Origin of the sequence: Segetibacter aerophilus (genome assembly GCF_007991655.1) — a bacterium.
In the GTDB taxonomy this organism is placed as follows: domain Bacteria; phylum Bacteroidota; class Bacteroidia; order Chitinophagales; family Chitinophagaceae; genus Segetibacter; species Segetibacter aerophilus.
On record NZ_BJYT01000005.1, the window covers coordinates 79,742 to 95,091 of the forward strand.

Genomic DNA, 15,350 nt, shown 5'->3' on the forward strand with positions numbered 1-15,350 from the left:
CTATATTTTATTATAACCTTGGAATTGTCAAACCGCCATCTACCATAATCACCTGGCCGGTTGAGTACATAAAGTTTCCGATAGCCAACGATGCCACCACCTTTCCAACATCTTCAGGTTCTCCCCAACGTTTTTGTACACACAAACCATCTTCGATCAGTTTATCATATTTCGCCTGTACTCCGGCTGTCATATCGGTTCTAATAATTCCTGGTCTTACTTCAAAGACAGGGATGCCAAACTCTCCAAGCCTCACTGAAAACAACTGCGTTGCCATGCTGACGCCTGCTTTTGAGATACAATATTCACCCCGGTTGACCGATGCTACCGTTGCAGAAATGGAAGAAATGTTAATGATAGTACTGATGAAATCAGGCCCTTTTTTCTTTTGTTCTATAAACCAGTTGGCAACCTTCTGTGTAAGAAAATAAGGACCTTTTAAATTGGTGAAAACAACATCATCAAAACTTTCTTCTGTTGCCTCCAGAATGTCCCTGCGTTCCTTTGGCGCAACTCCTGCATTGTTGACCAGCACATGAAGCCTTCCGTAATGATCCTCTATTTGTTGAAGCATCTTATCTCTGTCACCAGCAGAAGAAATATTGCCCTGGCAATAAATGACATCATTTCCAAATTCCTTTAATTTATTGACCACGTCTTCAACATCTGTTGCAGGACGCATCCCATTTATTGCAAGGTCAAAGCCATTCTTTGCAAGCTCGGTTGCTACACCAAAACCTATTCCCCTGCTGCCACCGGTTATTAATGCTACTCTGTTCATCACAAAAGAAAATTAAATTTCGGGAACATCTACCCAACACCTTTTACTCCAGCTTTCCAGTCCTTTTTCTGCAAGCTGCACGCCTTTTACGCCTGCAAGCAAATCCCATGGAAAAGGTTCATTGTTGACAACATGTTTTAAAAACAATTCCCACTGTACTTTAAAAGCATTATCATAATTCTCCTGGTCAGGAACCTTTGCCCAGCCTTCATAAAAGTTAATGGGTTGATCAATATCAGGGTTCCAAACAGGTTTCGGTGTGTTACCATAATGCTGAATGTAACAGCCGCGAAGCCCGGCAACTGCCGAGCCTTTTGTACCATCAACTTGAAGCGTTAACAGGTCATCACGTCTTACTCTGACTGTCCAGGACGAATTGAAATGAGCAATAATATCTCCTTCCAATTCAAACGTTGCATATGCAGAGTCGTCTGCTGTTGCTTTGTATGTTTTTCCCTGTTCGTCAACTCTTTCAGGTATGTGCGTTGCACCAAGGCACGATACAGCCTTTACTTTTCCAAACACATTATCAAGGAGGTAACGCCAATGACAAAGCATGTCTACTATAATTCCGCCGTCATCTTCTTTTCTATAATTCCATGAAGGTCTTTGTGCCGGTATAGAATCACCTTCAAAGACCCAGTATCCAAACTCGCCGCGTACAGAAAGTATTTTACCAAAAAATCCCTGCTGAATAAGTCTTTTTAATTTCAAGATTCCCGGAAGCCAAAGTTTATCCTGCACCACACCGTTCTTTACTCCCGCGTCTTTACAAAGCAGGTATAATTCCATTGCTTCTTTCGTATCAACCGCAATCGGTTTTTCGCAGTAGATATGCTTGCCCGCTTTTACTGCTTTTCTAACACCTTCAGCACGCCGTCCAGTAGTTTGTGCATCGAAGTAAATAGTGTTATAAGGATCAGCAAGGACCTCGTCAAGGTTAGTGCTCATCTTATCTATTCCGGTTATCGAACAAAGTCTTTGTAGTTTATTTTCGTCCCGCCCAACAAGTACCGGGTCAGGCATAATCGTTTCGCCTGCATTGATTTTTACGCCCCCTTGTTTTATTATTTCTGCAATAGATCTTAATAAATGTTGGTTCGTCCCCATCCGACCCGTAACCCCATTCATGATGATCCCTATCTTATGTTCTTTCATTTGTATGATTTTATTTTATAGCAGTTCTTTTTTATGAGCCTGGCAGTTGAACAAATTATTAAGCCTTCGTTGCGTCGCACTCTTGTACTTGTAGAAATTCTATTCGTCGCTGAGATGCATCGTTATCGTTGATCCCTGGTTTAGATGGTTAGTCACCAGCTTTTAAACTCATAACTGATAACTCATAATTCATAACTCTAAACTCACGAACACTCCTTATATGCCTTTACAATCTTCCCAAGAAACTCATGCTGATCTTCTTTCCAATAGCTAGTAGAAAAAATTTCAACTTCATTAAAACCGGTAAAGCCTGTAGCTTCCACCCATGACCTGATTTCCTTTACAGGAATACATCCTTCGCCCATTAATCCACGATCATTTAAAAAATCGGTTGTTGGTACTTTCCAATCACAAATATGAAATGCGGACAAGTTGCCATTTGCGCCGCATCGTTTAATCTCTTTCTCAAGCGATGGATCCCACCACAGATGATATACATCCACAGCAACACCTACAAAAGGTGAATTGATGTTTTCAGCCATATCATTTGCTTGTGCAAGCGTATTGATTGCTGATCGCGTGTCAGCATACATAGGATGCAATGGCTCTATTGCCAACTTTACTCCGGCAGCCGCTGCTTCCGGAAGAACAGCCTGGATTCCATCACGAATTTGTTTTCTCGATTCTTCCAGTGGTTGCGACGGATCTGCGCCGCAAACTAAAACTATCATCGAAGTGCCTAACTCGTGTGCTTCTCCAATTGCTTTCCGGTTATCGTCGATTGCCGCCGCCCATTTATTACTGTCGATTGAGGGAAAAAATCCACCTCGGCAAAGAGACACTATTGACAAATCATAATCTCTCAACATCTGCCCCGTTTGCCTGATATTTCTTCCTGCCAATGTATCGCGCCAAACCGTAATGCCCTTAACGCCTGCAGCGGAAAAGTTTTTTGCAGCCTCTTCTATATTCCATGGCTTAGTAGTGATCGTATGGACACACAATTTAGAAGTATCTGTAAGATTGGCTGGATTCATCAAATATTAAAAAAGGTATAGTAAGTGTCGTTATTAATAATTCGCTGTATGTAAAGCGCAACCTCTCGTGCATGATAGTCACCCCACATACTTGATTCTCCATTCGGCACTTTACTGCCTTCTGGTATATGATCCCATCCGTTTGGATGATGGTAAACAGAATGCAGCAACAAGCCCTGGTGGTTTGGATCAGTACTTAAATAAGGTTCATCGAAAATGGTATTTAGTACGGTAAGTCCGGCCTGCCAATAACGCTTGCCGTCTTCTGCCTCATTATGTTTTTGAAGATAGTTGCCCAACCTCAATAATCCTTGTGCTGCAATGGCTGCAGCAGAACTGTCAACAGGTTCAAAGTCATTATAGGGATTGGCAGTTTGATTTAAATAATCGCCGATCTTATATAAGTTCGGTGCACCAGTATCCCAGTAAGGAATGCCATCAATAGGAGTGTGGTTGATATAAAAATCACAGGTTGCTCTTGCTGCCTTGATCATCACCGGTAACAGGGTTTCTTTTCCTGGGTAATCGTTCCCTTTTGCATCAAACCATTCCAGTTCTTCTGCGAAACCACACATCGCCCATGCAAGTCCTCTTGTCCATGTGCTAAAGCCTGTATATCCCTGTTGTGAATTAGGACTGCGATAATTGCCGTCTTTCACATTGAAAATACATTCATGCGCAGTGCGGCCCCAAAGGTCATACACATCCCGTCCTTCACCATAAAACACAGAATATTTTGCAGTCGATTGCATGTGTTGAACTGCGCGTTCTAATAAACTGATTCGCTGATCTCCTTCAGCCTGAAAAACATGACCTAATTGGTGACTAACCATAAGTGCACGGCATGAACGAATGGTATCAACAAAGAGTGAATGCGGGCCATTAAATGAATGAATAAAGCCACTATCTTTTATTGTGGTCCACCTGCTGGTTTGAACAGCTCCGGAAATTTTAAGTGCCAGTTCGTAAAAGTTTTTTTCCCATTCATTAAATGAGGTCTTGCCTTCCTTCATTAGGCGAAGCAGATTGCCATAAGTACTCACGTTATTAAAACCATGATCATGTACACCTATGTGGCTAATATGAGGCGCCATTACTTCGACAACTTTTTGCCTCGTAGAGTCTAATAATGATTGGTCTCCCGTAATATCATATTGTAAAATCCCTGAACCGTATTGAAAACCCTGCGTCCATTCTGTCCAGCCGCGCGTGGTATACTGGCCGTTTATTGTAAAGACCGGTGAGCCTTTTGAAACGTCGTAATTGTTTTCGATCAAGCGGATCTTTTCACCCGACAGTTCCCAGAATCTTTTGAGCTTATTAGTAAGATCAGATGGTTGTAAGTCTGTATTAATCTTAATCATTCGAATTCATATTGGCAGCTAATTCAAAATCTCAGCTTGTTGCTTAATTATTTGAACCTGATAAATATATCAACAAATGTTTGAACAAATAGTATGGAAGACGGGTGATTTAATTTGAGAAAGACAAGTGTAGTAAACCGTAAGTTCAAGGTATACTGGTTGTAGAAGAGTAACAGCCCCACCACTCGTTGCAAATAGAAAGAAATTCTAAAGCCTTATAGCCTTTTTACTTTGATATTTTTAAACCACACCTTTTGTCCATGATGTTGTAGCATAATGAGACCATCGGGAGACTTGCCGTAATCCGGGTTTTTGCTAAACTTACTTTTCGCGAGCAAAGTGGTCATCGCCGGTGAATTCATTTCATACTGAACAACTTTTTTCCCATTAATCCAATGTTCAACGTGGTTGCCTTTTACAATCAACTTTGCAGTGTTGTAGTCTCCTACAGGTTTTAATGTTTTATTGGTAGGAATGATTAAATCGTATAAAGAGCCGGCAGACCGGATGGCTGCAGTGTCATTGAAATTAATATCATCCAATAATTGAAATTCAAAATTGTCTAACCAGTTTGGGCTATTGCCATTGCCAGACTGGTGAGCAAGTGTTTCTTTCATGTGAAAAAATACACCGCTGTTGCCTGCCTTCGATACCTTCCAATCAAAGTCTAGTTCAAAATTTTTATAAGCTTCTTTTGTCACTAGGTCAATATTTGGAACACCTGTTTGTGTGGCTAACGCTCCGTCTTCTACTTTCCATGCATCTTGTGGAAATGTTTGCATGTTGTATCCCCTGAACTTGTCGGTAGAGCTACCATCAAACAAAATAGTCCACTTGCCTTTTTGCGCACTGATGGAGCCAACATAGAAAACCGATGAAAGTAAGAGGTAGAAAATTTTCCTTTTCATATAAGCAATTGAGGTATTAATAATAATGTTCGAGAAAACAGTAAAACCTACATCGCTAAGTTCATTAATATTTTTAATAGTTAGTTGATTGTTTCTGCGGCCCTAACAATTATAGAGCACTAAGCTTTTCGTCCACGAATACATTTTCTCAGGTACGGTTTTTACCAGATTTATCGCATGAAGTATGGCTATGCAGCAATCAATTTAACGCTGGCGGCGGAAAAAATCCAGGTTAACCGGTCAATGGTTAAAAGAACTTTTATTGAAAAAGGAATAGAGTATGCTTCTGCACTCGCTCTGGCAAATGTTATCGATTTGGAAAAAGTGATAGACTGGAACATCGAAAATAACTTGCTTTTTTACCGGATGAGTTCTGATATGTTTCCGTGGATGAGTGAATATGAAATTGCAGACTTGCCGGATTATGAAGCTATTTCAGCTGTTCTCGACAGGTGCGGACAAAAGGCCAATGAGAGTGGGCTTCGACTTACATTTCATCCGGGACCCTTTAATGTTTTAGCAACAAATACAGAGACTGTTTTAACTAACACGATCAAGGAGTTAAGACAACATGCAGAAATTATCGATCTTTTAAAACTTCCACAAACTTGTTTTGCAAAAATTAATATTCATGTAGGCGGTGCTTTTGGAGACAAAGTTTCAGCCCTTTCACGCTTTGCTGAAAGCTATATGAAGTTGCCTGACAATACAAGAAAGAGGCTTACTGTCGAGAACGACGACAAGGCAAATATGTTTAATGTAAAAGACCTTTTATGGTTGAATGAACAAACCAATATTCCCGTTGTTTTTGACTACTTCCATCACCAGTTTTGTACCGGCGAATTAAGCGAGGAGGAAGCATTACTAGCGGCAGTAAGTACGTGGCCCGAAGAGGTAATACCGGTGGTTCATTTTTCAAGTTCAAAGAAGAAGTATGAAGATCCTGCTTCACCACCTACAGCTCACGCCGACTACGTTTACGACGAAGTAAAGACATACGGCCAGGCGGTAGATGTTATGCTCGAAGCGAAAGCCAAAGAAGCAGCAGTAATGGAATACCAGCAAATTTTAAAATACGTCTATGAAAAATAAAAAGCTTTTCCTGTTCGATGTAATGCCTCTACTATACAGGGCGCACTTTGCAACTATGGGAAAGCAATTTGGTACGACCACCGGTATCGATACCAGGACAACTTTGGTTTTCTACAATTATATCTTCCAGGTATTGACGGAAGCAAAACCTGATGCTGTGGCGGCTGCACTTGACTCAAAGCCAAAAGGTAGAGTAGCTGTGTCATCTACTTATAAAGCAAACCGTGAGAAAATGCCTTCAGAGATTTCTCATGCATTTCCTTATGCAATGAGGTTATTAGACTCCTTGAAAATACCTGTTTTAAAAGAAGAAGGTTATGAAGCCGACGATGTGATTGCGTCACTTGCTAAGAAAGGCGAAGCCGCGGGTTACGATGTTTTTATTGTAAGTCCGGATAAAGATTTTGCCCAACTTGTTTCGGAAAATATTTTTCTTTTCAGACCTGCTTATAAAGGTGCAGTAATGGAAACACTGGATATCGAACGCGTGAAAAACAAATATGGAGTGCCACCAAATCAGATTGCTGATTACCTCGCTTTACGTGGGGATAGTGTCGACAACATTATTGGCGTTAAAGGCATAGGAGATAAAACTGCTGCTCAACTTTTGGCAGAATTTCAAAGCGTTGAAAAGCTGATCGAAGACGTGGAATTAATTAAACAGCCTAAAGTAAGAGAGTCAATTATAGCATCGAAGGATCAACTAACAGAGAATAAACAGCTGGCCATTTTAACAGGTGATCTGGAGGTAACATTTGAATGGGACAGAATTCAAATGCAAACACCCGATGAAAGTCAACTCCTTCCCTTGCTGGATGAATTGCAGTTTGTAAAAATTAGGGAGCGATTAGAAAAGCAGGGTTTTATTAAGATTGAAGATTTTACTAAGAATAACATTCAAACTGCGAACGTAAGAGTGATTGAAATCACTGTACAAGAAGCCATAGCAAAATTGGAGGGAATAAATACCATTGCTGTTGGTTTTTTAGAGAAGCTTCCTGACCATCTATTCATCATGGGTACTGGCGCCGCCGAAATATTTAAAGTGCCTATTGCTGATAATAATCATTGGAAGGCGTTGATCAGTTTTCTTGATCATGCCGACATAACAAAAGTGGGCTGGCAATTAAAACCTTTATTGAAAAGAATAACAATTGGAAATATCCGTCTTGAAAGTAATTGGATTGATTTGTCTCTTGCCGCTTATTTACTTGAGCCGGATTCAAAAATTGAGCTGCCGTACATAAAAGAGAAGTACCAGTTGGCAGAGTATCAGCTGGCAGAGTTTGAGGGTGAGTTGAACTATTTGCCATCTATGGTTTTGGCCCATAAAAACATGCTTACTAAGATTGAAGAGATGGGGCTATCAAAGTTGTTTTTCGAAATCGAGTTACCCTTGCAATCGGCTATAGCAGCAATAGAGCTGCATGGTCTAAAAATAGACCAGCCAACCTTAAGCGAGATTGATAAAGTTTTAACGCAACAACTCAACAGCCTTGAAAAAAAACTATACGAGGCAGCAGGTGCAAAGTTCAATATCAACTCTCCTGCAAAGACAGCAGAAATTCTTCAACAGGTGTGCGAAATATCTGAACTTAAAAAAACTAAGACAGGACAGATCTCAACTGCCGAACCTCATCTCGCAGAACTTGCTAATAAGTATCCCTTCATCGCTGACTTGCTTTTATATAGAAAGCTTAATAAGATCATTACCACTTATGTTTATTCGTTGCCAAAATACGTCAGGCCCTCAACCAATAAAATTCACCCAACCTTTTCGCAAATTGTTGCGGGTACAGGCAGGCTAAGTTGTACTGAACCAAATCTTCAAAATCTTCCCATACGAAGTGAGGCAGGACGGGAAGTAAGAAAAGCAATTGTTCCTTCAGTGCCAGGTTTTAGTATACTCAGTATAGATTATAACCAGGTTGAACTTCGGCTGCTTGCTGCTTTAAGCGGGGATAAGGTGATGATAGAAACTTTTAGGTCAGGAAAAGACATCCACACAACAACAGCGAGCCGGGTATTTAAGGTGGATGAAAAGGAGGTAACTAAAGACATGCGTGGCAAAGCAAAAGGGATAAATTTTGGTATTGCTTATGGTATCACCCCATGGGGTTTGGCAACGCGGCTAAAAATATCGCAAAAAGAAGCAAAGCAAATTATTGAAGCATATTTCGAAGAATTTTCTTCAGTAAAAGAATATCTCGAAAAATCGGTTATAGAGAGTCGTGAAAGGGGTTACTCAAAAACCAGGTACGGTCGGATAAGGTATATTGAAGGGATCAACTCGGGCAATGGTACGACACGAAAGATAGCTGAACGGATGGCTGTAAATGCTCCAATACAAGGGTTGGCAGCTGACATTATTAAGGAAGCCATGGTCTCCATTCACAAATTTATACTTGAAAATAGATTAAGAACCCGTTTGATTTTGCAGGTGCATGATGAATTGGTTTTTGATGCAGCAGATGATGAGCTACAAATGTTGGTTCCAGAAGTTGTGCGAATAATGGAGACGAAGGCTGACTTTATGGTTCCGTTAAAAGTGAATGTGACAGTAGGAAAAAATTGGCTTGACCAGGAGGAATATGCGGTAGGTAAATAGTGAAAGTTGCTAAAGGTTATCAGGAAGATATAGCTGCTGGCACTTGTCACAGAAATAACAACTCCTCGCCGACTTTCCTATTTTCTCTTTCAGCAGTGGCACATGGTCTCGCGGGCATTCTTTCTTTTTATACACCTTCCAATGGTCGTTGTCAGTGCCCTCGCGTTTCCATTCAAGGTACTCCGAGCTCAGTGTCACGCATTCTTCAATCAACGCTTCTAATTTATCTACAGGTATTTCACCAACTAAACTTTCAGGGTGTATTTGTCTTCTAAATAAAACCTCGTTTTTGATTTTGTTTCCTACTCCTGCAACAATGTTTTGATCAAGTAGCGCTTCGCAAATTAGTTGCGTAGGTTTCGACACCATTTTTTCAACAGCCCTCTTTGCTTCAAAAGACTTATGCAACACGTCGATGCTCCAGTCATACATGTTATCTAATGGCTCTTCTATAAACCGACAGTTGCAGGCATAAAAGTTCACTTCTCCATTTTCAAAAGCAAGTCCCAACTGAAGGGCACGGTTTAAAGTTGAGTCAATAGCATACTTACCAAACAACACCAGGTGAATACGAATGGTAAATTGAGGAAAACAGAATAAAAGTTCTTTTCCAAAAGTCTTAATATCAACTAACGCCTGTCCCTCTACCAGCTCATAAGGAATTCCTTTTTCGCGGCCCTTTGCTTCTACAACTGTCTCTCCAACAAAATGACTCAATTGATCCTTAAGGAAAACCATCTGCGGTCCTTCTGGCATACAGCGAGGTTTGAATGTTTTTGTTGTTATTATTCATCCAGCAAAAAAGCCTTTGAAAAGATCAGATCTATCAAAAACAAAAAAGGAGCACAAACTTGTTATGCTCCTTTTCATTATAGATGATCAACAATTATTGCTTTTCAACTTTTTTGTCTTGTTTCTTCCCAAAAATATAACCTCCGGCTGCTCCAACGATACCGCCTATGACGGCTCCTTTGGTTTTGTTCTTGCTAATGACAGCTCCAATAACAGCACCGGATGCACCGCCAATTGCGCCACCTTTCGCTGCTTTGCTCCAGCCACCTTCTTTTTTCGCAGGTACCTCGGCAGGAGTAGAAGAAGTTCCGGCAACATCACCACTGCCTTCGTCTGATGAAGCTGTTCCACTACCTGCTGTTCCCTCTGTTCCGGTTGTTCCTGTTCCTCTGCCGTAAGGTTCTCTCTTTGTACCTGTACTTACAGGTTTTGGCGTCTTAGCCACTTCTGCATTTTCTGATTCTTCAGGTGCTTTATAGACCGGACGACTTGCCGGTCTTGATGCTTTTGCAACCCGCGGTTTTGCAGGAGCATCTCTATAAATAATTACTGTTTTTGGTTTTTCTACTTCTAGTGCCGGTGTCGGCTCTGCTTCGGCAGGCATCTCTTCTACACCAGGACTTGTGTATGTCTGCTGAGACGCTACTTCCTGCTTTTGTTTCCATTCCTTGTAATCGCTTAAACCAATTGTATCGGTTGAAGAAACGGTTTTAGTAGTGGTTGTTTCTCCCGCTTTGTCGCTACATGAAGCAAATATTGCAGCTATAGCAATTGATAGTATAGTTTTTTTCATTGTAAAAGTCTTTATTGAAAGATTGTTTTTCATTGTTGCACTAAATACAAACTAAGCGCCAATTTTAATCAGTTAAGAAAGGTTTAACAAGTCGATTGCGTCTAACGGTTTATGTAAAAGAAGAACGGAGCGAAGGCTCAAAGTAGCAAGCAGAAATCGTCAAAGAAGATGTATGAATTTTGTTGTTTTCTGAAGCACATGATCGAGCGGTTCATAAGTTTACCTCCTGTAATGTTGTAAGTTTGAAGCCAAAGAAAAATTTTTTATATGATTAGAAATTTTGCGGGTGCGGCACATAATAAGTCTGGAATTCTTGCTTTTTTAATACTAGCTATTACCGCGTTTTCTGCCTGCTCATCGACCAAACCAGCGCAGGGAAAACAAAGCAAAGAATTTGCAAAAGGCGGCGACGTTAGCTGGTTACCGCAAATGGAAGCGTCTGGTTTTAAATTTTATAATGACCAGGGAGTAGAAGAGGATTGCTTGAAAATTTTGAAAGATCATGGCATAAATACAATCAGGCTCAGAACGTTTGTCAATCCTTCGAATGATGCAAGAAGCGGTCACTGCAGTAAGGATGAAACGGTAGCTATGGCTGTACGGGCGAAAAAAATGGGAATGAGAATTATGATTGATTTTCATTACAGCGATAGCTGGGCAGACCCCGGAAAGCAAAAAAAACCGGCAGCTTGGGAAGGACATTCTTTTCCACAATTGTTGGATGATGTATACAATTATACTGCAGATGTAATGACTGCTTTAAAGACAAGTGGAGTCTATCCTGAATGGGTGCAGGTTGGAAATGAAACGCCAGGTGGAATGATTTATCCCGAAGGCAAAACTTCTAACTGGAAACAATTGACGCAGCTAATTAATAAAGGTTATGATGCGATAAAGGCTACCAGTCCACGCTCAAAAGTTATTCTTCACGTTGACCAGGGAAACAACATTCCTCGCTTCAGAAGCTGGTTTGATAGCGCTACCGCTCATAAAGCTAAGTACGACGTAATTGGCTTGTCATATTATCCATATTGGTTAGATGGTAAGCCAGACTACACCCTTTCCATTAATGACCTCAGTACAAATTTGAATGACCTGGTTACCCGTTATGGTAAAGAAGTAATGGTAGTAGAAGTAGGAGGCGAAGACACAAAAGTTCAAAATACTTATGATATGCTGGTTGCAGTTCAACAAAAGGTGAGGGCTGTGCCAAATGGGAAAGGTCTGGGAGTAATTTATTGGGAACCTGAAGGTGCAAAAAGCTGGAGTGGCTATGGCTTAAGTGCCTGGGGAAGTGACGGAAAACCGACTAAGGCACTGGACGCTTTTTTGAAATAGGAAGGCGGTAGTAAACGTCTTGTCTAAAAGTTGGTTCTTTTTTCTATGGCGCCAAACAAAAAGCCACCGAAATCGGTGGCTTTTTGTCTAAGAACAAGTTCCTTATGCCTTCTCTTCTGACGCTTCATAGTTCACGTTGTTCTCTGCAATCTTCGTCAACAATACATCTGTTTGTTTTTCCTCTTCCAAGGTTGTGTGCAGTAGTTGAGCGACTTCAGAAAGTCCTAGAGTTTCTGCAAGTTGCGCTAGTCCACCGTAAGTAGCGATTTCATAATGCTCTACTTTTTGAGCAGCGAAAATCAAACCTACGTCACGGGTAGCTGTGTTTGACTCTGTGTCAGCAATAATTCCCTCGCCTTCTTTGATTATTCCTTCGATTGCCTCGCAAGTTTTACCTTTTGCTTTTTCGCCTAATAGTTCAAAAACCTTTTCAAGTCTATCCACTTGCTCCTCTGTCATCGTCTTGTGACTTTCAAAAGCTGTTTTTAGCTCTTCTGAAGTTGCTGCCTTTTTCATTTTAGGTAGCGTCTTTGCAATTTGCTTTTCAGCGTAATAGATGTCTTTCAATTCATCTACAAAAAATTCTTTAAGTAGTGAGTTCGCAGCGCCCGCACCGACGTGCTTTCCAATAACTGACTTTGCCATAAAATATGTTTTTACTACTGATATAAATTTTTGTACCACAACAATTGCTACAGAAAAGACTGGGGCATGAGGGTAGCTCCATTACCCCTAATTATTTTGTCGCTTTAATCTAAATTAGAAAATTGTATAACGACAGTTTGCCAATGGTTTAAAAAGGATAAACAAAACTTTTTTAGGTGTCTCGCTCCAAGTGTTTTTCTGCTCCTAATTCAACAGACCGTCTAGCACCACTTGTTTCTAAGGTTTGAAACATTTGGGGCAGAAACAGTGCAAATCGAAAAATCCGTTTATCTAGTCATTAAAAAGAAATTTGAAAACTACTTCTAAGCATTGATAAAAAAGCTTTATCGCTACATTTGATTAGTCGGGTTCTTTATGATATTTTCGGAAGTAAGTTCTCTGATGATTATTTCCTTGTTGGGAAAAAAGAATACGTGCTGCCTGGCTTTATTTAAAAACAATTAACGATGCTATATGAGGTTTAATCAATTTAAATCGCCTTCTCTTTTTTGTTTAAAACCAACTTTTTTATTTCATTTATATAATTATCAACCGTATCAAAGCTTTGGTACATGTTCCTTCGAATTAGGAAGATCATCTTTTACAGGATCCGCCGTTAACAAGAAAACTCTTTTACTAACTATAAAACGTAAAAATCAATTCAGTAAATTCTACATTATGAAGACAAGAATATTTCTTACCGCCTTTGTTCTCTCATCATTTTTTGTAAAAGCCCAGCACGTTGGTTCAACCCCCGAATATGTGAAGATGTTGACTTCCAAGTGGGAGGGAGAACGCAGCGCTGACGGACGCCCGAAGGTATCTGATGGTCTACTCGAACGCTTACAAAATTGCACGCTGGAGCAAATCTGGGGTTACCTCGGCAACAAAGGTTTCCGCAACCAGGTGGAGAAAAATTGGGTAATTCTAAAACCGGGCGAAACTATGGTAGGCCGAGTGGTGACTGCCCAGTTTATGCCCATGAGACCTGACCTTGATACGTTTGTAAGAGTTCAGGGTAAAGCTGAAGGTCGCTCGCAGCACGGCGGCATCAACATCTGGCCGATAGACATTTTGACCAAAAATGATATTTATGTAGCTGATGGATTTGGTAAGATTAAAGATGGTACCCTCATAGGCTCAAGCCTGGGCAATGCGATCTATGGCAAAACAGGGAAGGGCGTTATTTTCTATGGTTCCATCCGCGATATGCAGGAGTTGAAAGAAACTAAAGGTTTCAACGCCTGGATTAAAGGAAGCGATCCGTCATACATTAAGGACATGACTCCCACTTCTATCAACGCGCCAATTCGGGTGGGCGATGTAAGTGTGCTACCGGGTGATGTGGTTTTTGCGAATGAATATGGAGTTGTGTTTATACCCGCCTACCTGATGGAAGGCCTTGTGACTGCCTCTGAAATGACCGGGCTTCGGGATGAATTTGAGCGGGCAATGCTGCAATCAGGCAAATATCCGTCTGGCGAAGTGCATGGGGATTGGGCAGAGAATATTAAAGAGGAATTTCGGGCATGGTTTAAAAAGTATCCAAAGAAAACTGCCATTACATCAAAAGAGGTAGAGGCTTACTTGAAGAAAGAAGGACGCAATTAGTAAAAACCATTGCTGCTACTTTTATTCTTTTTGGCAAGCATTTGTAGTTTGACCAAACATCGTTGCGACGCTCCGTTCAAAAGTAGTTTTTCAAAGGATCTTGTTGGAAGCGACTCTTGGGCGAGTTTGTGGGATCAGATCAATATTGTTGCTTGAAGAAAAAAAAGTACAAGTGTGCGACGCAACGATGTTTAATAGTAGTTGTTTGTTGGGTTAATGAAAAACCTCAAGCCTTCCTTTGAAGGAAAATAACATAAAAAATCAGAGTTAGAATAATGAAAATTACCGCTGTTGTTTTGTTGGCTTTTGTTTGTAGCCTTTTCTGTGCCGGTCCCCTGGTAGCGCAAACTATTTCTAAAGACGAATTGATTTTTCTTACTTCCGAATGGAAAGGGGAGCGCTTTGCTGATGGCCGCCCAAAGATTTCGGATGATCTGTTAAAAAGGGCGAAAAACATTGGGATTGACGATGCCTGGACCGTCTTGAAAAATGAAGGCTATACAAACCAGTTCGAAGGCAACTGGAAGATGGTAGAGAACAATGTGGCTGTTGTGGGGCGTGCGGTTACTGCTATGTTTATGCCGACAAGACCCGACATCGAAAAGAACATTAAGGCTCGCGGGGTAACTCAAGGCAGGAAAGGCAATACGAATTCGTGGCCGATAGAAACGCTGACGAAAGGAGACGTATATGTGGCAGATGGTTTTGGAAAAATTGCAGGAGGAACGTTGATGGGCTCGACGCTTGGCAACGCCATTTTTAGCAAAACAGGAAATGGGGTAGTGTTTAACGGTGCGGCAAGAGACATCGAAGGACTGCAGGAAATAAAAGGTTTTAATGCTTTTGTGAGAGATTTTCATCCTTCGTTTTTAGAAGATATGGTATTGATGGGTTTGAACACGCCCATAAGAATTGGAACCGTAATGGTTTTGCCGGGCGACCTTGTAATCGCTCAAAGAGAAGGAGTACTTTTTGTTCCGGCACATCTTGCGGAGCAGGTCGTTAGCACAGCCGAATTTGTAGTGCGTAAGGACCAGTTCGGTTTCGAGATGGTGAAGTCGGGCAAATACACCACAGGGCAAATAGATAGTCAATGGACCGATGACATTAAAACGGGGTTCCTTAAATGGTTGGAGCAACACCCCGAGTTGGGAAAGATGACCCGGGCAGAACTCGATAAGGTGATGAGTAAAAGAACCTGGTAATCGCGCTCTCTACATCAT

At 41.0% G+C, this 15,350-nt stretch carries 13 protein-coding genes; 5 read left to right on the forward strand and 8 right to left on the reverse strand.

What is annotated here, in order from left to right; all coding sequences use genetic code 11:
• Positions 1-10: 10 nt before the first annotated feature.
• From SAE01_RS07860 to SAE01_RS07880, 5 genes are all read right to left on the reverse strand, one after another.
• Entirely contained in the window at positions 11-781 is a 771-nt protein-coding gene (locus SAE01_RS07860; RefSeq protein WP_147203388.1) for a 3-ketoacyl-ACP reductase, read from the reverse strand.
• A 12-nt stretch (positions 782-793) separates the two neighbouring features.
• On the reverse strand, positions 794-1,939 hold the full coding sequence (locus SAE01_RS07865) for a Gfo/Idh/MocA family protein (RefSeq protein WP_147203201.1): 1,146 nt from the start codon (positions 1,937-1,939) through the stop codon (positions 794-796).
• Positions 1,940-2,142: 203 nt separating this feature from the next.
• Positions 2,143-2,976: a sugar phosphate isomerase/epimerase family protein gene (locus tag SAE01_RS07870; protein WP_147203202.1), complete on the reverse strand. Its 834-nt coding sequence runs from the start codon at positions 2,974-2,976 to the stop codon at positions 2,143-2,145.
• Positions 2,976-4,340 (reverse strand): glycoside hydrolase family 88 protein, encoded by a 1,365-nt coding sequence (locus SAE01_RS07875; RefSeq protein WP_147203203.1) that lies wholly within the window; start codon positions 4,338-4,340, stop codon positions 2,976-2,978. The genes SAE01_RS07870 and SAE01_RS07875 overlap by 1 nt, the downstream gene beginning before the upstream one ends.
• A gap of 215 nt (positions 4,341-4,555) precedes the next feature.
• The gene (locus tag SAE01_RS07880; RefSeq protein ID WP_147203204.1) at positions 4,556-5,248 is read right to left on the reverse strand and encodes a 3-keto-disaccharide hydrolase; all 693 of its coding nucleotides are present in this window, start codon (positions 5,246-5,248) and stop codon (positions 4,556-4,558) included.
• A gap of 177 nt (positions 5,249-5,425) precedes the next feature.
• Here SAE01_RS07880 and uvsE point away from each other — a divergent pair, with 177 nt between their 5' ends.
• Both uvsE and polA read left to right on the forward strand, forming a co-directional pair.
• Positions 5,426-6,340 carry a UV DNA damage repair endonuclease UvsE gene (gene uvsE, locus SAE01_RS07885; protein ID WP_147203205.1) on the forward strand — a complete coding sequence of 305 codons (915 nt, stop codon included), beginning with the start codon at positions 5,426-5,428 and terminating at the stop codon, positions 6,338-6,340.
• Positions 6,330-8,948 carry a DNA polymerase I gene (gene polA, locus SAE01_RS07890; protein ID WP_147203206.1) on the forward strand — a complete coding sequence of 873 codons (2,619 nt, stop codon included), beginning with the start codon at positions 6,330-6,332 and terminating at the stop codon, positions 8,946-8,948. Before uvsE ends, polA begins: the two co-directional genes overlap by 11 nt.
• Positions 8,949-8,957: 9 nt before the next feature.
• Here the strand turns inward: polA and SAE01_RS07895 are convergent, their stop codons facing one another.
• Together SAE01_RS07895 and SAE01_RS07900 are read right to left on the reverse strand one after the other, a co-directional pair.
• Complete coding sequence (locus SAE01_RS07895) at positions 8,958-9,704, reverse strand: endonuclease (protein ID WP_147203207.1); 747 nt, start codon at positions 9,702-9,704, stop codon at positions 8,958-8,960.
• A 130-nt stretch (positions 9,705-9,834) separates the two neighbouring features.
• On the reverse strand, positions 9,835-10,533 hold the full coding sequence (locus SAE01_RS07900) for a YMGG-like glycine zipper-containing protein (RefSeq protein ID WP_218029116.1): 699 nt from the start codon (positions 10,531-10,533) through the stop codon (positions 9,835-9,837).
• Positions 10,534-10,800: 267 nt separating this feature from the next.
• On the opposite strand from SAE01_RS07900, the gene SAE01_RS07905 reads away from it, so the two are divergent.
• On the forward strand, positions 10,801-11,871 hold the full coding sequence (locus SAE01_RS07905) for a glycoside hydrolase family 53 protein (RefSeq protein WP_147203208.1): 1,071 nt from the start codon (positions 10,801-10,803) through the stop codon (positions 11,869-11,871).
• Positions 11,872-11,973: 102 nt separating this feature from the next.
• On the opposite strand, the gene SAE01_RS07910 is transcribed toward SAE01_RS07905, so the two are convergent.
• Positions 11,974-12,516: a YciE/YciF ferroxidase family protein gene (locus tag SAE01_RS07910; RefSeq protein ID WP_147203209.1), complete on the reverse strand. Its 543-nt coding sequence runs from the start codon at positions 12,514-12,516 to the stop codon at positions 11,974-11,976.
• A gap of 678 nt (positions 12,517-13,194) precedes the next feature.
• On the opposite strand from SAE01_RS07910, the gene SAE01_RS07915 reads away from it, so the two are divergent.
• Positions 13,195-14,127: an RraA family protein gene (locus SAE01_RS07915; RefSeq protein WP_147203210.1), complete on the forward strand. Its 933-nt coding sequence runs from the start codon at positions 13,195-13,197 to the stop codon at positions 14,125-14,127.
• A 275-nt stretch (positions 14,128-14,402) separates the two neighbouring features.
• On the forward strand, positions 14,403-15,332 hold the full coding sequence (locus SAE01_RS07920) for an RraA family protein (RefSeq protein WP_147203211.1): 930 nt from the start codon (positions 14,403-14,405) through the stop codon (positions 15,330-15,332).
• Positions 15,333-15,350 lie beyond the last annotated feature (18 nt).